Origin of the sequence: Salmonella sp. SAL04213, assembly GCF_046550535.1 — a bacterium.
Lineage (GTDB): Bacteria > Pseudomonadota > Gammaproteobacteria > Enterobacterales > Enterobacteriaceae > Salmonella > Salmonella enterica.
Genome location: NZ_JBGDXS010000002.1, coordinates 476,023 through 495,570, shown reverse-complemented (window position 1 = coordinate 495,570; position 19,548 = coordinate 476,023). Strand labels below are relative to the sequence as shown.

At 50.9% G+C, this 19,548-nt stretch carries 18 protein-coding genes; 10 read left to right on the top strand and 8 right to left on the bottom strand.

Translation table 11 applies throughout. The features are described 5' to 3' along the window. Nucleotides 1–7: 7 nt before the first annotated feature. The 6 genes from kdsA to hemA are packed head-to-tail and all read right to left on the bottom strand — an operon-like array spanning nt 8 to nt 5,311. Nucleotides 8–862 carry a 3-deoxy-8-phosphooctulonate synthase gene (kdsA, locus tag ACLJPQ_RS07290; protein ID WP_000811046.1) on the bottom strand — a complete coding sequence of 285 codons (855 nt, stop codon included), beginning with the start codon at nt 860–862 and terminating at the stop codon, nt 8–10. A gap of 37 nt (nt 863–899) precedes the next feature. Further along, nucleotides 900–1,709 carry an invasion regulator SirB1 gene (gene sirB1, locus ACLJPQ_RS07285; protein ID WP_001257065.1) on the bottom strand — a complete coding sequence of 270 codons (810 nt, stop codon included), beginning with the start codon at nt 1,707–1,709 and terminating at the stop codon, nt 900–902. Between the two features lie 3 nt (nt 1,710–1,712). After that, nucleotides 1,713–2,102, bottom strand: a complete 390-nt coding sequence (sirB2, locus tag ACLJPQ_RS07280) for an invasion regulator SirB2 (protein WP_000150667.1) — start codon at nt 2,100–2,102, stop codon at nt 1,713–1,715. Continuing rightward, complete coding sequence (gene prmC / locus ACLJPQ_RS07275) at nt 2,099–2,932, bottom strand: peptide chain release factor N(5)-glutamine methyltransferase (RefSeq protein ID WP_080185177.1); 834 nt, start codon at nt 2,930–2,932, stop codon at nt 2,099–2,101. The genes sirB2 and prmC overlap by 4 nt, the downstream gene beginning before the upstream one ends. Continuing rightward, complete coding sequence (gene prfA / locus ACLJPQ_RS07270; protein ID WP_000804703.1) at nt 2,932–4,014, bottom strand: peptide chain release factor 1; 1,083 nt, start codon at nt 4,012–4,014, stop codon at nt 2,932–2,934. Before prfA ends, prmC begins: the two co-directional genes overlap by 1 nt. Nucleotides 4,015–4,054: 40 nt before the next feature. After that, entirely contained in the window at nt 4,055–5,311 is a 1,257-nt protein-coding gene (gene hemA, locus ACLJPQ_RS07265) for a glutamyl-tRNA reductase (protein ID WP_000173208.1), read from the bottom strand. 313 nt (nt 5,312–5,624) lie between these two features. On the opposite strand from hemA, the gene lolB reads away from it, so the two are divergent. The 4 genes from lolB to dauA all read left to right on the top strand — a co-directional run bounded on the left by lolB (nt 5,625) and on the right by dauA (nt 10,119). Beyond that, nucleotides 5,625–6,248 (top strand): lipoprotein insertase outer membrane protein LolB, encoded by a 624-nt coding sequence (lolB, locus tag ACLJPQ_RS07260; protein ID WP_000174484.1) that lies wholly within the window; start codon nt 5,625–5,627, stop codon nt 6,246–6,248. Next, nucleotides 6,245–7,096, top strand: coding sequence for a 4-(cytidine 5'-diphospho)-2-C-methyl-D-erythritol kinase (gene ispE / locus ACLJPQ_RS07255; protein WP_023212657.1), 852 nt, complete (start codon nt 6,245–6,247; stop codon nt 7,094–7,096). Before lolB ends, ispE begins: the two co-directional genes overlap by 4 nt. A gap of 265 nt (nt 7,097–7,361) precedes the next feature. Continuing rightward, nucleotides 7,362–8,309, top strand: coding sequence for a ribose-phosphate diphosphokinase (gene prs / locus ACLJPQ_RS07250; protein ID WP_001518537.1), 948 nt, complete (start codon nt 7,362–7,364; stop codon nt 8,307–8,309). Nucleotides 8,310–8,433: 124 nt separating this feature from the next. After that, nucleotides 8,434–10,119 carry a C4-dicarboxylic acid transporter DauA gene (dauA, locus tag ACLJPQ_RS07245; protein WP_001037181.1) on the top strand — a complete coding sequence of 562 codons (1,686 nt, stop codon included), beginning with the start codon at nt 8,434–8,436 and terminating at the stop codon, nt 10,117–10,119. A 44-nt stretch (nt 10,120–10,163) separates the two neighbouring features. Here dauA and ychH read toward each other — a convergent pair whose 3' ends face one another. Further along, entirely contained in the window at nt 10,164–10,442 is a 279-nt protein-coding gene (gene ychH, locus ACLJPQ_RS07240; RefSeq protein WP_000823878.1) for a stress-induced protein YchH, read from the bottom strand. A 275-nt stretch (nt 10,443–10,717) separates the two neighbouring features. Between ychH and pth the strand changes: the two genes are divergently transcribed. The 4 genes from pth (at nt 10,718) to ACLJPQ_RS07220 (ending at nt 14,383) form a co-directional block, all read left to right on the top strand. Continuing rightward, a complete protein-coding gene (gene pth, locus ACLJPQ_RS07235; protein ID WP_000985595.1) occupies nt 10,718–11,302 on the top strand; it encodes an aminoacyl-tRNA hydrolase in 585 nt (194 codons plus the stop codon). A 116-nt stretch (nt 11,303–11,418) separates the two neighbouring features. Then, nucleotides 11,419–12,510, top strand: a complete 1,092-nt coding sequence (ychF, locus tag ACLJPQ_RS07230) for a redox-regulated ATPase YchF (RefSeq protein WP_080185178.1) — start codon at nt 11,419–11,421, stop codon at nt 12,508–12,510. A 758-nt stretch (nt 12,511–13,268) separates the two neighbouring features. Beyond that, entirely contained in the window at nt 13,269–13,889 is a 621-nt protein-coding gene (locus tag ACLJPQ_RS07225) for a hypothetical protein (RefSeq protein ID WP_170917825.1), read from the top strand. A gap of 38 nt (nt 13,890–13,927) precedes the next feature. After that, nucleotides 13,928–14,383 (top strand): hypothetical protein, encoded by a 456-nt coding sequence (locus tag ACLJPQ_RS07220; protein ID WP_023138857.1) that lies wholly within the window; start codon nt 13,928–13,930, stop codon nt 14,381–14,383. Nucleotides 14,384–14,865: 482 nt separating this feature from the next. Here ACLJPQ_RS07220 and ACLJPQ_RS07215 read toward each other — a convergent pair whose 3' ends face one another. Then, entirely contained in the window at nt 14,866–16,131 is a 1,266-nt protein-coding gene (locus tag ACLJPQ_RS07215) for a DUF4427 domain-containing protein (RefSeq protein ID WP_000794383.1), read from the bottom strand. Between the two features lie 494 nt (nt 16,132–16,625). Here ACLJPQ_RS07215 and hyaA point away from each other — a divergent pair, with 494 nt between their 5' ends. Next, nucleotides 16,626–17,744, top strand: a complete 1,119-nt coding sequence (hyaA, locus tag ACLJPQ_RS07210; protein ID WP_001058311.1) for a hydrogenase 1 small subunit — start codon at nt 16,626–16,628, stop codon at nt 17,742–17,744. Next, nucleotides 17,741–19,534 (top strand): Ni/Fe-hydrogenase large subunit, encoded by a 1,794-nt coding sequence (hyaB, locus tag ACLJPQ_RS07205; RefSeq protein ID WP_000070982.1) that lies wholly within the window; start codon nt 17,741–17,743, stop codon nt 19,532–19,534. The genes hyaA and hyaB overlap by 4 nt, the downstream gene beginning before the upstream one ends. The last annotated feature ends 14 nt before the right edge of the window (nt 19,535–19,548 follow it).

Sequence of the window (19,548 nt, the reverse complement as noted above, 5' to 3'; positions counted from 1 at the left end):
ACCGCAATCAGTTCTCGGTATCCAGCTCGTCGAAGCTTTTCACCAAATCATCAATCGCTTTTATCTGGGTCAGGAACTGCTCCAGTTTCGCCAGCGGCAGCGCGGAAGGACCGTCGCACTTCGCGTTAGCCGGGTCCGGATGCGACTCCAGGAACAGGCCCGCCAGACCGACAGCCATACCGGCGCGCGCCAGCTCGGTCACCTGACCACGACGACCGCCCGAGGCAGCGCCAAATGGGTCGCGGCATTGCAACGCATGAGTAACGTCGAAAATCACCGGCGAGTTGCCGGAGACCTTTTTCATCACGCTAAAGCCCAGCATATCCACCACCAGGTTGTCATAGCCGAAGTTCGCGCCGCGGTCGCACAGAATCACCTTATCGTTACCGCCCTCATGGAACTTATCCACGATATTGCCCATCTGACCCGGGCTTACGAACTGCGGCTTTTTCACGTTAATCACAGCGCCGGTTTTCGCCATCGCTTCCACCAGGTCGGTCTGGCGCGCCAGAAACGCCGGGAGCTGAATCACGTCAACCACATCAGCAACAGGCTGCGCCTGGCTGGCTTCATGGACGTCAGTGATCACTTTTACGCCAAATGTCTGCTTGAGTTCCTGGAAGATTTTCATCCCTTCTTCCAGACCCGGCCCACGGTAAGAGTGAATAGAGGAACGGTTGGCTTTATCAAAAGAGGCCTTGAACACGTAAGGAATACCCAGCTTCTGGGTAACGGTTACGTAGTGCTCACAAATGCGCATTGCCAGATCGCGTGACTCCAGCACGTTCATACCGCCAAACAGCACAAACGGCAGGTCATTTGCCACCTTAATGTCGCCAATGTTAACCACTTTTTGTTTCATAGGATCGCCTTACACTTATAGGTAAAATGTCGGTTAATTAATGTAGAACAATTTGCTTGTGCGCAATGGTGTTGATCTGCGCACGAATCATTTCGCTGATCGGGTCTTCCGGACACTGTTCAACGAAGTAGCTTAAATCAGTCAGCGCAACGTGTTCACACTCAAGCTGCGCGTAGATCAACCCGCGGTCACGGATTTCGTAAGGATCTTCCGGGTTAAATTGCAACAATGCTTCGCTAACGCGCAGCGCCAGCTCCATTTGCCGTTCCTCCATCAGCGAGGATTTCAGCGTATCCAGTAGCTTACGAATCACTTCGGCGTTATCCGCCTCGTCCAAATCTTCGTTAAACAACTCGGCGACCGGACTAATATTGCCTTTTAACCAGACTTCGAGGGTATGTTCATCAAGCGTTTCACCGTTGAACGGGTTAATCAGCCACATTTCCCCTTCCAGCGATTCAATACGCAAAATCAACTGCGTTGGGAAGATAACGGGCACCAACGGCAAATCAAGACGGTTTGCTATCCATAATAAAATAGCGCCCAACGATACCGCGCTACCCTGGCGTTTTTTCAGGACTTTATCGAGCCATAAAGCATCAGAAAGACGGTAGACGCCGCGGGAATCCGTGAACCCCCACTCGCCGTAAAAAAGTGCCAGCAATTTTTCCAGTTGCTCATCCTGAGACAGGAGCTGGCTAATTTCTTCCTGCGCCAGACTGACCAGACGTTCCAGTTCGTCGTAGACAAACTGCGTGGGAAAATCCAGGCGAATCATCTCTGATGCCAGGATCATGCCATCACACAGCGGCGCATTGTTAAATTCGAAATCAGCTAACGACCTCATGACTTACCCCAGTAACGGTATTTTTGTGGTGGCGAGTTTAATGATGATGTACAGCACCACCAGCGCCAGCGGGAAAGCGATAAAACGCGCCTGCTGGCTGCGCGCCTGACGATAATCAAGCGCAATAAAACCCAAAACGATGTAGATGATAACGCCAAACAGTTTTTCAGTCAGCCATGAGCCCGACTCCGTGAATGGCAGGATGTGCGTTTTAACGATTAACCCAATACCGCTAAGCAGTAACAGGGTATCTATGACGGGAGGCACGATTCGTGTCCAGCGCGCGGCGGCCAACGCATGGCCGCAATAGCGCCACCAGTAACGAGCGACAAACAAACTGACGGAGAGCGCAACACAGATAAGATGAAGCGTGAGCAACATTGCAATTGTCATGGCGTAAAACGTCCGCAGGTCACGCGTTCATTACCACCATAATCACGACACGTTTCTACATCCGAGTAACCAGACCGCCTGAAAACCGCTCTTACCGCTTCGCCCTGCTGCCAGCCGTGTTCCAGCAGCAGGAAGCCGCCGGGCGTTAACATCTGGCGGGCGTTATCGATAATATGCGTAAGATCCGCCATACCGTTTTCGTCCGCCACCAACGCCGAGCGCGGTTCAAAGCGTACATCGCCTTCGCTAAGGTGCGGGTCCTGCGCATCAATGTAGGGCGGATTGCTGACAATCATGTCGAACTGCTGCCCCGATAGCGCGCTGAACCAACAACTTTGCAGTATACGCACATTCCGGATAGCCAAATGTTCCGCGTTGCGTATCGCCAGCGCAACCGCATCAGGCATACGATCGACCGCAGTCACCTCGCAATCCGGTCGCTCGCAGGCCAGCGCCAGCGCAATCGCGCCGGTTCCGGTGCCTAAATCCAGAATACGACAGGTTTTTACCGGCAATCGCGCCAACGCCTGTTCCACCAGACATTCGGTATCCGGGCGCGGGATTAGCGTGGCGGGAGAAACGAAGAACGGCAGCGACCAAAATTCGCGTAAGCCCGTCAGGTACGCAATAGGTTCGCCCTGTTTACGCCGCTGCAGCAGATCCGCGAGCTGTTGTTGCTGGACGTCGGTAAGCGGCGTTTCGCCAAAGGCCATGATATACGTCCGCCCCTTGCCCGTAACGTACTCAAGCAGGATCTCGGCGTCGCGCCGGGGGCTGTCGCTGTCCCGGAGCTGGTTTACCGCCTCATGCAGCCAGTGCTGAAAATCCATTATTCCTGCTCGGATAAGGCGGCCAGCAGGTCAGCCTGGTGTTCCTGAACAATCGGCTCAATCAGCATATCCAGCTTACCTTCCATCGTTTCATCAAGGCGATATAACGTCAGATTAATACGATGATCGGTCACGCGCCCCTGCGGGAAATTATAGGTCCGGTTACGATCGCTGCGATCGCCGCTGCCAAGCAGATTGCGGCGCGTTGACGCCTCGGCCTGCTGGCGTTTTGCCGTTTCGGCGGCGTGAATGCGCGCCCCGAGCACCGAGAGCGCTTTCGCTTTGTTTTTATGCTGCGAACGTTCGTCCTGGCATTCCACCACGATGCCGGTCGGCAAGTGGGTAATACGGATAGCGGAGTCGGTGGTGTTAACGTGCTGACCGCCCGCGCCGGAAGAACGAAACGTATCAATGCGCAGATCCGCCGGGTTAATATCCGGCAGCTCGGCTTCCGGCAGCTCCGGCATCACGGCGACGGTACAGGCGGAGGTATGGATACGCCCCTGCGACTCGGTCGCCGGAACACGCTGTACGCGGTGTCCGCCGGACTCAAATTTCAGTCGGCCATACACGCCGTCGCCGCTGATTTTGGCGATGATCTCTTTATAACCGCCATGCTCGCCTTCGCTCATGCTCATAATCTCCACACGCCAGCGGCGCGCTTCGGCATAACGGCTGTACATGCGGAACAGATCGCCGGCAAACAGCGCGGCTTCGTCGCCGCCGGTACCGGCGCGAACCTCAAGGAACGCGTTTCGTTCATCGTCCGGATCTTTCGGCAGCAGCAGTACCTGTAACTGTTGCTCCAGTTGTTCGCTTTTTTCTTTCGCTTCGCGCAGTTCTTCCTGCGCCATTTCTCGCATTTCAGGATCGTCGAGCATCATCTGAGCCGTCTCGATATCGTCCTGAACCTGTTGCCAGTCCGTAAAACAGCGAGAAACGTCGCTTAATTGCGCATATTCGCGCGACAATGCGCGAAAGCGGTCCTGGTCGGCGATAATTCCCGCATCGCCCAGCAACGCCTGAACTTCCTCATGGCGTTCGTGCAGGGCTTCCAGTTTGGCAACGATAGAAGGCTTCATAGGCGTAAATTCACCCTGTAAAAAAGTGTGGTGTGTGCTGCTACTCCAGCCCGAGGCTGTCGCGCAGAATATTCAGGCGTTCGTCATCCCCGTCACGGGCAGCCTGTTGAAGTGATTTCGTTGGCGCATGAATCAGGCGGTTGGTCAGTTTCCATGCCAGATCCTGCAAGATGGCTTGCGCATCACCGCCCTGTTGAAGGGCCGACAGCGCTTTGGTAGTCAGTTCGTCACGAATCTGCTCCGACTGACTACGGTATTCCCGAATGGTCTCGCTGGCCCCCTGGGCGCGTAGCCAGGCCATAAACTCGCTGGCTTCCTGCTCAACAATCGTTTCCGCTTCTACTGCCGCAGCCTGACGCTGCGCCAGATTATGCGAAATGATGCTCTGTAAATCATCGACGCTATAAAGATAAGCGTTCGCCAGTTTGCCGACTTCCGGTTCAACGTCGCGCGGTACGGCAATATCCACCAGCAGCATCGGCTGGTTGCGACGGCTTTTTAATGCGCGCTCCACCATGCCTTTACCGATAATCGGCAGCGGGCTGGCGGTCGAACTGATAATAATATCGGCATCCTGCAAACGGGCGTCGATATCGCTGAGCGAGATAACCTCAGCGCCTACCTCATCCGCCAGGGCTTGCGCGCGCTCGCGGGTTCGGTTGGCGATAATCATCTTTTGTACTTTATGCTCGCGCAGGTGACGCGCCACCAGTTCAATGGTTTCGCCCGCGCCAACTAACAGTACGGTGACCGTCGACAGCGATTCAAAGATTTGGCGGGCGAGCGTACAGGCGGCAAACGCGACGGAGACGGCGCTGGCGCCGATATCGGTTTCAGTCCGCACTCGCTTAGCGACGGAAAAAGACTTCTGAAACATTCGCTCCAGCGCGCTGGCGTTAAGGTGGCCTTTTTGCGAATCCGCAAACGCTTTTTTCACCTGACCGAGGATTTGCGGTTCGCCCAGCACCAGTGAATCCAGACCGCTGGCGACGCGCATCAGGTGGCTGACGGCGTCATTATCCTGATGCCAGTACAGACTGTTGCGCAGATCGTCCTCGTTCAGGTTATGGTAATCGCATAACCAGCGGATCAGCGCTTCTTGCAGGTTATCCTGCTCTTCCACGCTCAGATACAGCTCTGTACGGTTACAGGTTGACAGCACGACCCCGCCCTGCACCATTGGCTGCGCAAGCAGGCTGTCCAGCGCCTGATCAAGCGTGTCCGGCGAAAACGTTACGCGTTCTCGCAGCGATACAGGTGCCGTTTTATGGTTAATACCGAGCGCTAAAAGGGTCATGTCTGCGGGAGTAGTACCAGCGTTGATATGGTTAGTCTGCTTGCATCATACAGGATGCGCGTGGTCAATAAAAGAGAGAGCCCCCTTTTGGAGTAATTGGCAGCGCTCGCTAATTTGATGATTTAAGACAACTTGAAAGTAGACGATGTCACCAGGCGGCGCTAGCATTAAAGGCTATAACTGTAACCGATAGCAAAAATTTGCCGAATCGCGGCGCGAACGTTTTTACAGCCTGCAGGTTCAGTTTTCAGGCCTGATAAGCGTAACGCCATCAGGCAATTATTGCACCGTATCACAAGGATTCGTCATCACTATGACCCTGCCCGATTTTCGCCTGATTCGTCTACTGCCGTTAGCAAGCCTGGTTCTCACCGCCTGTACGCTTCCTGGGCATAAAGGCCCGGGCAAGAGCCCGGATTCCCCTCAGTGGCGCCAGCATCAGCAAGAGGTGCGTCATCTGAATCAATACCAGACGCGCGGCGCCTTTGCTTACATCTCAGATGATCAGAAAGTCTATGCGCGCTTCTTCTGGCAACAGACCGGACAGGATCGCTACCGACTGCTGCTTACCAACCCGCTGGGCAGCACCGAGCTGGAGCTTAACGCCCAGCCGGGCAACGTCCAGTTGGTGGATAACAAAGGCCAGCGTTATACCGCCGATGACGCCGAAGAGATGATCGGCAAACTCACCGGGATGCCGATTCCGTTAAACAGCTTGCGGCAGTGGATCCTCGGTCTGCCTGGCGATGCCACCGACTACAAACTGGACGACCAGTACCGCCTGAGCGAAGTGAACTACCGCCAGGATGGTAAAAACTGGAAAGTGGTTTACGGTGGCTATGACAGCAAAACGCAGCCTGCCATGCCTGCCAATATGGAGCTTTCAGACGGCAGTCAGCGCATTAAGCTGAAAATGGATAACTGGATTGTGAAATGATGACCCATTGGCCTTCTCCGGCAAAATTAAATCTGTTTTTATATATCACCGGACAGCGTGCAGACGGCTACCACACGCTGCAGACGCTGTTTCAGTTTCTGGATTATGGCGACACACTCCACATCGAACCGCGTCACGATGGCGAAATCCATTTATTAACGCCGGTTACCGGCGTTGAAAATGAAGACAATCTGATCGTCCGCGCCGCGCGGCTGTTGATGAAAGCCGCCTCGGAGAGTGGACGCCTGCCCGCCGGAAGCGGCGCGGATATCAGCATTGAGAAGCGCCTTCCCATGGGCGGCGGTCTGGGCGGCGGCTCGTCTAACGCCGCGACCGTTCTGGTGGCGCTCAATCATCTTTGGCAATGCGGGCTTTCCATTGATGAACTGGCGACGCTCGGCCTGACGCTCGGCGCCGACGTCCCGGTCTTTGTTCGTGGCCACGCCGCGTTTGCCGAAGGCGTAGGCGAAATATTAACGCCGGTGAATCCGCCGGAAAAATGGTATCTGGTCGCGCACCCTGGCGTAAGCATTCCGACGCCGGTTATCTTTAAAGATCCTCAATTGCCGCGTAATACGCCAAAAAGGTCAATAGATACGTTACTAAAATGTGAATTCAGCAATGATTGCGAGGTTATCGCAAGAAAACGTTTTCGCGAGGTTGATGCGGCGCTTTCCTGGCTGTTAGAATACGCGCCGTCGCGCCTGACTGGGACAGGGGCCTGTGTCTTTGCTGAATTCGATACAGAGTCTTGTGCTCGCCAGGTGCTTGAGCAAGCCCCGGAATGGCTCAATGCTTTTGTGGCGAAGGGTGTCAACCTCTCCCCATTGCATCGAGAGTTACTCTAACGCATTCGGGTTTCAGGAAGATGGCGAAATGACGAATCGCCGGTCATATATGCCGTATTTGACCGGTGTGAGGCATCGATACCAGCGCACATGAAACGTGAATGAAGACGAGTAAGCCGGGCAAGCTGAGCTTCGGTGACAACGTCACCTTGTTCCAGACGTTGCATCGCGCTCTTTAATACACCGCCTGGATAGGATTTTGCCTGGCCCGCACAGTTTTCGGCAGATTCTTTCCACCAATGGACGCATGCCTGAGGTTCTTCTCGTGCCTGATATGAAGCTTTTTGCTGGTAACGCCACCCCGGAACTAGCACAACGTATTGCCAACCGCCTGTACACTTCTCTCGGCGACGCCGCCGTAGGTCGCTTTAGCGACGGCGAAGTCAGCGTACAAATCAACGAAAATGTACGCGGTGGTGATATTTTCATCATCCAGTCCACTTGTGCCCCAACCAACGACAACCTGATGGAATTGGTCGTTATGGTTGATGCCCTGCGTCGTGCTTCCGCAGGTCGTATCACCGCCGTTATCCCCTACTTTGGCTATGCACGTCAGGACCGTCGCGTACGTTCCGCCCGTGTGCCGATTACCGCAAAAGTTGTCGCTGACTTCCTGTCCAGCGTCGGCGTTGACCGCGTTCTCACCGTAGATCTGCATGCTGAACAGATCCAGGGCTTCTTTGACGTTCCGGTTGATAACGTGTTCGGTAGCCCAATCCTGCTCGAAGATATGCTGCAACTGAATCTGGATAACCCGATCGTGGTTTCCCCGGATATTGGCGGCGTGGTTCGTGCCCGCGCTATCGCTAAGCTGCTGAACGATACCGATATGGCTATCATTGATAAACGTCGTCCGCGCGCGAACGTTTCTCAGGTGATGCACATCATCGGCGACGTCGCTGGCCGTGACTGCGTGCTGGTTGATGATATGATCGATACCGGCGGTACTCTGTGCAAAGCAGCAGAAGCATTGAAAGAACGTGGCGCTAAACGCGTGTTTGCCTACGCGACGCACCCGATCTTCTCAGGCAATGCGGCAAACAACCTGCGCAACTCCGTCATTGATGAAGTCGTTGTCTGCGACACCATTCCGCTGACCGACGAAATCAAAGCGCTGCCGAACGTGCGTACTTTGACCCTGTCAGGTATGCTGGCCGAAGCGATTCGCCGTATCAGCAACGAAGAATCGATTTCCGCCATGTTCGAGCATTGATCGAACCCGGATCTGAAACCCGCTGCGGCGGGTTTTTTTGTCTGTAACACCCTTTTGTATGACTTATGCCTCCTTCACCTGCCATTTAGTTGACAGATGATGCGCTCATGGATGAAACATTATTGTGAACAAATTATTTTCCTCACATGTGATGCCTTTCCGCGCTCTCATCGATGCTTGCTGGAAAGAAAAATATACCGCCTCCCGGTTCACCCGTGATGTGATAGCCGGGATCACCGTCGGGATTATTGCTATCCCGCTGGCGATGGCGCTGGCAATTGGCAGTGGCGTTGCGCCGCAGTATGGCCTCTATACCTCCGCTGTCGCCGGGATCGTGATCGCGCTAACCGGCGGCTCGCGCTTTAGCGTTTCCGGCCCTACCGCCGCGTTTGTGGTGATTTTGTATCCGGTATCGCAACAGTTTGGTCTGGCGGGCCTACTGGTCGCCACGCTGATGTCGGGCTTCTTCCTGATCCTTTTCGGCCTGGCGAGACTGGGGCGATTGATTGAATATATCCCGGTGTCGGTCACGTTGGGTTTTACCTCAGGGATTGGTATTACCATCGGTACCATGCAGATTAAAGATTTTCTTGGTCTGCAGATGGCCCATGTGCCAGAGCACTATTTGCAGAAAGTCGGCGCGCTGTTTATGGCGTTGCCCACCGTCAATATTGGCGATGCCGCCATTGGCGTAGTAACGCTGGGAACGTTGATTTTCTGGCCGCGTCTCGGTATTCGTCTGCCAGGACATCTTCCCGCGCTGCTGGCTGGTTGCGCCGTGATGGGGATCGTTAATCTGCTGGGCGGTAATGTGGCGACTATCGGCTCACAGTTCCATTATGTTCTGGCTGACGGCACTCAGGGCAACGGCATCCCGCAGCTCCTGCCGCAACTGATGCTGCCGTGGAGTCTTCCTGGCTCCGATTTCACGCTAAGCTGGGATTCACTGCGCGCGCTGCTGCCAGCGGCCTTCTCGATGGCAATGCTGGGGGCAATCGAATCATTGCTCTGCGCCGTCGTGCTGGACGGCATGACCGGCACCAAACATAAAGCTAACAGCGAACTTATCGGCCAGGGACTGGGGAATATGGTCGCGCCGTTCTTTGGCGGCATCACCGCCACCGCCGCGATTGCCCGCTCTGCCGCCAACGTCCGCGCTGGCGCGACCTCTCCCATCTCGGCGGTAATTCACGCTATCCTGGTCATTCTGGCGCTACTGGTCTTGGCCCCGCTACTCTCCTGGCTGCCGCTTTCCGCGATGGCGGCGCTACTGCTGATGGTGGCATGGAATATGAGTGAAGCCCATAAAGTGGTAGATCTGTTACGCCATGCGCCGAAAGACGACATCATCGTTATGCTGCTGTGCATGTCATTAACGGTTCTGTTTGATATGGTCATCGCCATCAGCGTGGGGATTGTCCTTGCTTCCCTGCTGTTTATGCGCCGTATTGCGCGAATGACTCGACTTGCGCCGGTCAATGTCGATGTGCCTGATGATGTGCTGGTGCTGCGTGTTATCGGTCCACTCTTTTTCGCCGCGGCGGAAGGGCTGTTTACTGACCTTGAGTCACGTATTAAGGGCAAACGTATCGTCGTTCTGAAATGGGACGCAGTACCAGTGCTGGATGCAGGCGGGCTTGATGCTTTTCAGCGTTTTGTGAAGCGTCTGCCGGAGGGTTGCGAATTGCGTATCAGTAATCTGGAGTTCCAACCGCTGCGCACAATGGCGCGTGCCGGTATCAAACCTATTCCTGGGCGTCTGACCTTCTTCCCGAACAGGACGGAGGCGTTAGCGGATTTACTCAGTTAATGGACAATGCCCGGTGGCGATAACGCTTACCGGGCCTGAACCGGTTAGCTATGACGACGATTATCGTTACGGCGGCAACGTTTGTCATAGTGACGTACCCACCAATATTTGTCGCTCACCTGCTCATGCCCCCCTACACGAGCCCCCGCCAGCCAAAGAACTGCACCGACAAAAATGCTCAGTATTGCGCCATGCGCAAAAAATTGCGGCAAATTAAACTGCGGCAGTTGGTTTAAAATAGAGTAACCCACGCCGACAACCATCACGACCAGCCCCAACCCCATCAGCACGTTACCGAATAACGAAGCGTTTTTGCGTTTCATATGTCACCTCCGGAACTTTTGGGTTGTTTTTAGGAAATCCCCCTAAACTTTATGTGTAAAGTATAGACAACACTTTCGTTTGTAAGTGCGGGTGCGATCACAAATGTAAAGTTTCATTTAACAAAACTTTACAAATAACACTCTGAACAGTTTACATTTTTAATAATCAATGCTGGCAATTATTTAATTTACTTCAGAGTGCCGCTGTGTTTTGTCAAGCGGGCAGACAGACAGTAAACTACGCGCCAGTTATGGATCTACTCAGGACAAAAAACGTGGCAATTAAATTGATTGTTGGTCTGGCGAATCCCGGCGCGGAATATGCCGCGACGCGACACAATGCAGGCGCATGGTACGTCGATTTACTGGCGGAGCGCCTGCGCGCGCCGTTGCGTGAAGAGCCTAAATTCTTTGGCTATACCTCACGCATCACGCTGGAAGGGGAAGATGTTCGCCTGCTGGTACCCACCACGTTCATGAACCTCAGTGGTAAAGCAGTTGGCGCAATGGCCAGTTTTTACCGTATTCAGCCGGACGAAATTCTGGTCGCTCACGACGAGCTGGATCTCCCTCCGGGCGTCGCGAAATTTAAACTTGGCGGCGGCCACGGCGGCCACAATGGTCTGAAAGACATCATCAGCAAGCTGGGCAATAATCCCAACTTTCACCGCTTACGCGTTGGAATTGGTCATCCAGGCGATAAAAATAAAGTTGTTGGTTTCGTGCTGGGTAAACCCCCTGTTTCTGAACAAAAATTAATTGATGAGGCCATTGACGAAGCGGCACGCTGTACGGAATTGTGGTTCAAAGAGGGTCTGGCCAAAGCAACAAGCCGTTTGCATACCTTTAAGGCGCAATAACCAGTGATGTGCGGCATTTTTGCCGCACGCCGTGTATAATAGGCGAAGTTATTTCCATTTCTGCAATCTGTTTTCTATAACAGATTGATTATTAAGATATTAAGGTGAGTTAAATCATGGGATTCAAATGCGGTATCGTCGGTCTGCCCAACGTCGGGAAATCCACCCTGTTCAACGCGCTGACAAAAGCCGGTATTGAAGCGGCAAACTTTCCGTTCTGCACTATCGAACCGAATACCGGTGTCGTGCCGATGCCCGATCCGCGTCTGGACCAGTTGGCTGAGATTGTTAAACCGCAACGCATTCTACCAACCACGATGGAGTTCGTGGATATCGCCGGTCTGGTAAAAGGCGCGTCCAAAGGCGAAGGGTTGGGTAACCAGTTCCTGACCAATATCCGTGAAACCGAAGCTATCGGTCACGTGGTTCGCTGCTTTGAGAACGACAATATCATCCATGTGGCGGGTAAAGTAAACCCGGCAGAAGATATTGATGTTATCAATACCGAACTGGCGCTGGCTGACCTCGATACCTGCGAGCGCGCTATCCATCGCGTACAGAAGAAAGCCAAAGGCGGCGATAAAGACGCCAAAGCGGAACTGGCCGCGCTGGAAAAATGCCTGCCGCACCTGGCCGAAGCGGGGATGCTGCGTTCGCTGGACCTGACGGACGAAGATAAAGCGGCTATCCGTTATTTAAGCTTCCTGACGCTGAAGCCGACAATGTATATCGCTAACGTCAATGAAGACGGTTTTGAAAATAACCCGTATCTGGACCAGGTTCGCAAAATCGCCGCCAAAGAAGGTTCGGTCGTGGTTCCGGTGTGTGCCGCCGTCGAAGCTGATATTGCTGAGCTGGAGGATGACGAGCGCGACGAATTTATGGCTGAACTGGGTCTGGAAGAGCCGGGGCTGAACCGCGTTATTCGCGCGGGTTATCGCTTGCTGAACCTCCAGACCTACTTCACCGCCGGGGTGAAAGAAGTTCGCGCATGGACCATTCCGGTTGGCGCAACCGCGCCGCAGGCAGCAGGTAAAATCCATACCGACTTTGAAAAAGGCTTTATCCGCGCCCAAACTATCGCTTTTGACGACTTTATTACCTATAAAGGTGAACAAGGCGCGAAAGAAGCCGGTAAGATGCGAGCGGAAGGCAAAGATTACATCGTTAAAGATGGCGATATAATGAACTTCCTGTTCAACGTCTAAATAACATTCGTTGTCTTATGAGGTTTCATTGAATCTCAGAACAACGGTAAAACTCTATAAAATCCACGCCATTGCGTGGATTTTTCATTTCATAATGTCTCAACTCATCTCGTAACAATGCTGTCAAAAATGAGTACAACATTTTTCCATCTTCATTTTAAGTAAGTACAAGAACGGTATAATAAATAAACAAGGCCCCGTTATGCTCACCGATACGCAATGCCGCACTGCCCGGGCCATAGTGTGAATGTTGTTTCGTCTAAGGTTTTGACTCTATACCAGCGAAAAGCTTTTTAGAAAGGTATAGATACCGTATGGCCTGTTTGGGTTAACTCATATCACAGTATCGCACATAGCCTCAGATCTTGTTCAGGCGTTCCCCCTACACTCGCCACCGAGGATCTTAGGCCAACTGCATGAACTACAAAATTATAATCATTTTGCAATTCTGAAACTAAATATAATTTGCGATTGCACTGCCATTAATTTAATACGCATAATGAATGAATAAAAAATCATTAAAATCGTAGACTGTAATACTCTAAGAATCGCGTGAAGGAATTCATATTAAAATATTGAGATGATTTCTTAACAAAGAATCAACTCTGTTTGCTCTGTGACTATAGAGAAATACCGAAAGTTTTATTTTAGATCAAATCCAACCGGCTGGACGCACCATCATCAAATTTATATTGACATTCATTAATAATAGTAGAATAGTGACCATAGAAATTTCGGTAGATATACAGGATGATGCCGTGGATAGTTTTATTTCTAATTTAATCATTTTCTTATTTATTGCCTTTTTGATAGCATTTTTTATATTCACACAAAGAATAAAAGCTAAAGCAATAAATAAAATTGACAATAGTTTGACGCTTTACAGCATTATCTTTAACAAGGGCGTTCAGGACCATGTCACATCTCCTCAGAATATCATATCACATTTAAAAATCGATCGTTTTTACCCGTTGGTCACTTACCTCCCTGCAATCCCACTCTTTTGTCTTGTTTTATATTGTCTGGAGGGCTTGTCATTAGCAATATTAACAATTTCCATCATTGTATTACTTTCATTTGCTGCATTGAATCTTACAATGTCACTTGATATATATGAAAATGCTATTGTTCATAATACTTTGCTAAGGAAAAGAGTCTTTTTATTTAGCCAACTTGACTCTATTGATGAAAAAATAGACTATGACGGTGTTCCAAACACAAAAGAAGAAGCGCTAATGTATCCAAGATATTATGCCATAGTAAAAAATGGGCGAGTCATCTTTTGCATACCGAAAACACTTAGCAATTACTCCAGTTTCAAAAAAAATTTCAAAGAATCGTCTATGTTTATAAAAGAAATAATAGGCAACGAATATTAACCAGATAATTAACCCATTATTTATCAGGAAGGTATAAAATGTTTCAGAATTCAGGCGAAGTGATTATGTACTTCGGTTGTTTTTTATTTTCCTTACCATTTATTCTTGTTTTAATCAGAAAAGTGCTTTTTTTTGTTGGGCTACCATATAATTTTCTTCATAGCCACAAAGCAGGTGTCGCTTTTGGATTGCTACTTATATATGGACTTATCATCGCATACATAGGGCAGTCGTATAAAGACAGGATCTGCAATGATGTGATGCTTTCTTATTATGAACAAGGTATAAATTATTCTGAGCTAACGCCATCGCAGAGAATAAATATATTATATGCGAGTATTCATATGCCTATAGATTTCAAAAAAGGTAACGACGTCTCTAAGTACTTACCTGCGTTAGAAAAATACACATACCAATCAAAAATATATAAACATAAATCAATAGAAGAGGCCAAAGAAGAGACAAATCAATTTATGAAAACATTCACACAATAATTATACACACTGCATACCAAGCCACAAGTGCGGTAAACACATCGACCTTTGGTGTATTGGTGTACATTAACACTAAGAGCCGATCCCACCAGGCGTTATTGGCGCAGCCAGTTTGGACACGGACAGCGCGCAAAAACAGGAGCGTACACGTAGTACGTGAGGTTTGACTCGCTACGCTCGCCCTTCGGGCCGCCGCTAGCGGCGTTCAAAACGCTAACGCGTTTTGGCGAGCACTGCCAGGTTCAAAATGGCAAGTAAAATAGCCCTAATGGGATAGGCTCTAAGCGTCAATCCCTCTTACATAGTTATAGCAGCGCACCAGGTACAATGCATTGATACTTAAAGACTGGTGTAGAAATTCATAATTGGAAACATCGAAGATTCAGGGTTTTCGTCAGAGATCGGGCCAGGATCAATCTGGCCGGGATCTCAAAAATGCATGGAACTAAAACGAGTCTATTTACAGTAAGTTCTTTTCTTAATTACCAGTCGACATTCACTGTATGATTATAAAAAGGATGCTGGTCCTTTAGCGGCGTCTCATAACTTGGGATCGCATCATAATCATCTTTTCCCCAAACGGAATACCTTCCCGCTTCGATATCAAAACGATGTTTTAGCCATCCCGCAACATGACTTGCGAAAGCTTCTTTTCTTCTTAATGGCCAATCAACAGAAGCCAAATTAACATCTAATAAGTACCGCCCTTCTTTATTAACGTTGATCATTCCAGCCTGCAGTAACGCCCGTACCACCTGGGATTGGTTATCATGAATCCAGACCCAAGCATTTCCAAATTCCATTGCATAACTATCATTTAGAAAATCTTTTTTTGAGTATAATTCATTTACATAATCATTGATAGAATCAGCATAATTTTTTACTTTAGATGCAGATAAATCAAAAAAAGATTCAAATCCGAAAGTATTATCATTAATACAAGACAGTAACGCGCCCGGTTCCGAGAGCTGGGTCCATGATTGTAAACTCTCTACAGCTATAATGAATTTGAAAGTATTTCTTCCAATGACACCCCGGTCAATTAAAGTTAAAATATCGTGAGCTACGGTAGAGATATCTTCTGCAAATGGGACTATTATTCCCGCACCACTTATTTCGCTTGATCTAAAATCAAACCCTGGGGTACTTTCAATGTTTTCCGGAATACCATACTCTTTAATATGATTAAGGAAATTTTTAATATCGCCACGATATGGCCATCGCCATTCGCGTTCATGTGTCCAGTCAATCTTACCTGGAACATAAGTAACATATCTATATTGTTCAATCAAAGGAAGAGCAGTTTCATCAAGAATACGTTCCCCGTTTCTGCCTTGCGAGCATCGAGCATTGTTATGCTCATCCAACCCATATATGACTGGCCTTGCCCCATAATTAAACATTTGCTCTTTAGGTAAAACGATTGCATATAAACCGATTTTTTCATTTCGTTCTAATCGGCGAACACCAGTTTCTAAATAAGCTGCAATCGGCATATCTGTAAAGCATACCACCGGGGAGTCACCATATACGGTTCGTTGCCCATTTCGGTATGACCAGGACGAGAAAATTTTATGACTGCGTAAAGATAATCGAAGTAAATATTTAGCATCAATGAAACAGGCGTGGTGCTGATTATTAAAACCACAGTGTTCAGGCAAATAAATATGGCTACCGGTCTCTAAATTAACGTCCCGAAAAAAATGAATCAAATAATCGGATAAGTCAAATCTGATGTTATTTTTCATGGGGCGCCCTCTTTCAAATGGTCTCTTTTTTGCATTCCTTTAAAACCAGCACCATCATTTTATATAAAAATCATCACGAAGTATGCTTCTTTTAACGATGACATCAAACCCTCCCTCCTTTTGCGTCAACTTACGTATCCCTGAAATGGCGAGACCAGGCTAAATCTACCCGAGGTTGCTCACTGAAAACCTCATCCTGGAACAAGCTCAACCGTCCTTCCCCGCCACGGCCCTTTCGCCGAAAAACCGATAATGGGTATAAATATACCGCTATAAGCTATACCCACACACTTCACATTGTTTCTTATCGTTAATCCGATACGCTTTTTTTACATTATTTCTGGCGATATACGCCGGTGCAAAGTGAATCGGGCTCGTTTCCGCGCTCGCGCGTAACCCAATGATTTGCCTTGCTGGCGGAACGTCAACGGACCCGCAAAAGCGCCTTATGCCCCTGGCGGAGCGTGGTGCAAAAAGGAGAAAAAATACGCGTTATGAATAACGAGGAGACCTTTTATCAAGCCATGCGTCGTAAGGGAGTGACCCGACGCAGCTTTCTCAAATTCTGTAGCCTTGCCGCCACATCGCTGGGACTGGGCGCCGGAATGACGCCAAAGATCGCCTGGGCGCTGGAGAATAAACCGCGGATTCCGGTGGTCTGGATTCATGGACTGGAATGCACCTGCTGTACCGAATCCTTTATCCGTTCCTCGCACCCGCTAGCCAAAGATGTGATCCTCTCGCTGATTTCCCTCGATTATGACGACACCCTGATGGCCGCCGCCGGCGCACAGGCCGAAGAAGTCTTTGACGATATTACCACTCGCTACGCCGGGAAATACATTCTGGCGGTGGAAGGCAATCCGCCGTTAGGAGAGCAAGGAATGTTCTGTATCAGCGGCGGCCGCCCGTTTATTGAAAAACTGAAGAAAGCCGCCGCGGGCGCCAGCGCTATTATCGCCTGGGGAAACTGCGCCTCCTGGGGTTGCGTCCAGGCCGCCCGCCCCAATCCAACCCAGGCAACGCCTATCGATAAAGTGATCACCGACAAGCCGATCGTGAAAGTCCCTGGATGTCCGCCAATCCCGGATGTCATGAGCGCCATTATCACCTATATGGTGACGTTTGATCGTCTGCCGGAACTCGATCGCATGGGCCGTCCACTGATGTTCTATGGTCAGCGTATCCACGATAAATGCTACCGCCGCGCCCATTTTGACGCCGGTGAATTTGTCGAGAGCTGGGATGATGACGCCGCCCGCAAGGGATACTGCCTGTACAAGATGGGCTGTAAAGGGCCAACCACCTATAACGCCTGCTCCTCCACACGCTGGAATGACGGCGTCTCCTTTCCTATCCAGTCCGGTCACGGATGTCTGGGATGTTCAGAAAATGGTTTCTGGGATCGCGGCTCGTTTTATAGCCGCGTGGTGGATATTCCCCAGATGGGTACCCATTCAACCGCCGATACGGTGGGGCTGACCGCGCTGGGCGTGGTCGCGGCGGGCGTTGGCGGTCACGCTATCGCCAGCGCACTCAACCAACGTAAACGCCACAAACAACAGTTAGCGCAAGCCGAACAACAGCCGGACAATGAGGATAAACAGGCATGAGTAACCAGTATCAAACCCAGGGTTATACCGTTAACGACGCCGGCCGTCGTCTGATCGTGGACCCGATTACCCGCATCGAAGGGCATATGCGCTGCGAAGTGAACATTGATGAGCAAAACGTCATTACCAATGCCGTTTCCTGCGGCACAATGTTCCGCGGGCTGGAGATCATTCTGCAAGGCCGTGACCCGCGTGACGCCTGGGCGTTTGTTGAACGTATTTGTGGTGTATGTACCGGGGTACATGCTCTGGCATCGGTGTACGCTATCGAAGATGCGATTGGTATCCAGGTGCCGGATAACGCCAATATTATACGTAACATCATGCTGGCTACGTTGTGGTGTCACGATCATCTGGTCCATTTTTATCAGTTAGCCGGTATGGACTGGATTGATGTTCTGAATGCGCTGAAAGCCGATCCGCGCGCCACCTCGCAGTTGGCGCAAAGCCTTTCCGCCTGGCCGATGTCATCGCCGGGCTACTTCTTTGACGTACAAAATCGATTGAAGAAATTTGTCGATGGCGGCCAGCTTGGGATATTCCGTAACGGCTATTGGGGACATCCACAGTACAAACTGTCGCCAGAGGCTAATCTGATGGGTTTTGCCCACTATCTTGAAGCCCTCGACTTCCAGCGCGAGATCGTCAAAATCCATACCATATTTGGCGGTAAGAACCCCCATCCTAACTGGATCGTCGGCGGGATGCCGTGCGCGATCAATCTCGATCAAAGCGGCGCGGTCGGGGCTATCAATATGGAGCGCCTCAACCTGGTGCAGTCGATCATCACCCGCACCGCCGACTTCATTAACAACGTGATGGTTCCGGACGCGCTGGCTATCGGCCAGTTCAATAAAGCATGGAGTCAAATTGGCACCGGTCTGTCGGATAAATGCGTGCTGAGTTACGGCGCATTTCCGGACATTGCCAACGACTTCAGCCAGCAAAGCCTGTTAATGCCGGGCGGCGCGGTGGTCAATGGCGATTTTAAAAATGTCATGCCGGTAGATTTGGCCGATCCGCAGCAGATACAGGAGTTTGTGGATCACGCCTGGTACCGCTATCCGGACGATCGGCTGGGTCGTCATCCTTTTGACGGCATTACCGATCCCTGGTACAACCCGGGTGATGTCAAAGGCAGCGATACGCATATCCAGCAGCTCAACGAGCAGGAACGTTACTCCTGGATTAAAGCGCCGCGCTGGCGGGGTCATGCCATGGAAGTCGGCCCGCTTGCCCGAACGCTTATCGCGTACCACAAAGGGGATGCCGCCACCATAGAGTCGGTAGATCGCATGATGTCCGCCCTTAAACTGCCGCTCTCCGGTATCCAGTCTACGCTTGGCCGTATTTTATGCCGCGCGCACGAAGCGCAATGGGCCGTCGGTAAGCTGCAGTATTTTTTCGACAGGCTTATGACCAACCTGAAAAACGGCGACCTGGCCACCGCCAATACCGAGAAATGGGAACCGGCCAGTTGGCCGCAGCACTGCCGCGGCATCGGTTTTACCGAAGCGCCTCGTGGAGCGTTGGGACACTGGGCGTCAATACGCGATCAGAAGATTGAACTCTATCAGTGCGTGGTCCCCACCACCTGGAACGCCAGCCCGCGCGATCCTAAAAAACAGATCGGCGCCTATGAAGCGGCATTGATGGGAACACAAATGGCGATTCCCGACCAACCGTTAGAAATCCTGAGGACGCTGCACAGCTTCGACCCCTGCCTCGCCTGTTCAACCCACGTGCTCGGCGACGACGGCAGCGAACTGATTGCCGTCCAGGTACGCTAAGCGTTAAGGAAAAG

What these genes read in the sequence shown, in the direction of transcription:
- kdsA (WP_000811046.1), bottom strand. Translation starts at nt 862, where the DNA reads ATGAAACAAAAAGTGGTTAACATTGGCGACATTAAGGTGGCAAATGAC.
- sirB1 (WP_001257065.1), bottom strand. Translation starts at nt 1,709, where the DNA reads ATGAGGTCGTTAGCTGATTTCGAATTTAACAATGCGCCGCTGTGTGAT.
- sirB2 (WP_000150667.1), bottom strand. Translation starts at nt 2,102, where the DNA reads ATGACAATTGCAATGTTGCTCACGCTTCATCTTATCTGTGTTGCGCTC.
- prmC (WP_080185177.1), bottom strand. Translation starts at nt 2,932, where the DNA reads ATGGATTTTCAGCACTGGCTGCATGAGGCGGTAAACCAGCTCCGGGAC.
- prfA (WP_000804703.1), bottom strand. Translation starts at nt 4,014, where the DNA reads ATGAAGCCTTCTATCGTTGCCAAACTGGAAGCCCTGCACGAACGCCAT.
- hemA (WP_000173208.1), bottom strand. Translation starts at nt 5,311, where the DNA reads ATGACCCTTTTAGCGCTCGGTATTAACCATAAAACGGCACCTGTATCG.
- lolB (WP_000174484.1), top strand. Translation starts at nt 5,625, where the DNA reads ATGACCCTGCCCGATTTTCGCCTGATTCGTCTACTGCCGTTAGCAAGC.
- ispE (WP_023212657.1), top strand. Translation starts at nt 6,245, where the DNA reads ATGATGACCCATTGGCCTTCTCCGGCAAAATTAAATCTGTTTTTATAT.
- ychH (WP_000823878.1), bottom strand. Translation starts at nt 10,442, where the DNA reads ATGAAACGCAAAAACGCTTCGTTATTCGGTAACGTGCTGATGGGGTTG.
- ychF (WP_080185178.1), top strand. Translation starts at nt 11,419, where the DNA reads ATGGGATTCAAATGCGGTATCGTCGGTCTGCCCAACGTCGGGAAATCC.
- ACLJPQ_RS07220 (WP_023138857.1), top strand. Translation starts at nt 13,928, where the DNA reads ATGTTTCAGAATTCAGGCGAAGTGATTATGTACTTCGGTTGTTTTTTA.
- ACLJPQ_RS07215 (WP_000794383.1), bottom strand. Translation starts at nt 16,131, where the DNA reads ATGAAAAATAACATCAGATTTGACTTATCCGATTATTTGATTCATTTT.
- hyaA (WP_001058311.1), top strand. Translation starts at nt 16,626, where the DNA reads ATGAATAACGAGGAGACCTTTTATCAAGCCATGCGTCGTAAGGGAGTG.
- hyaB (WP_000070982.1), top strand. Translation starts at nt 17,741, where the DNA reads ATGAGTAACCAGTATCAAACCCAGGGTTATACCGTTAACGACGCCGGC.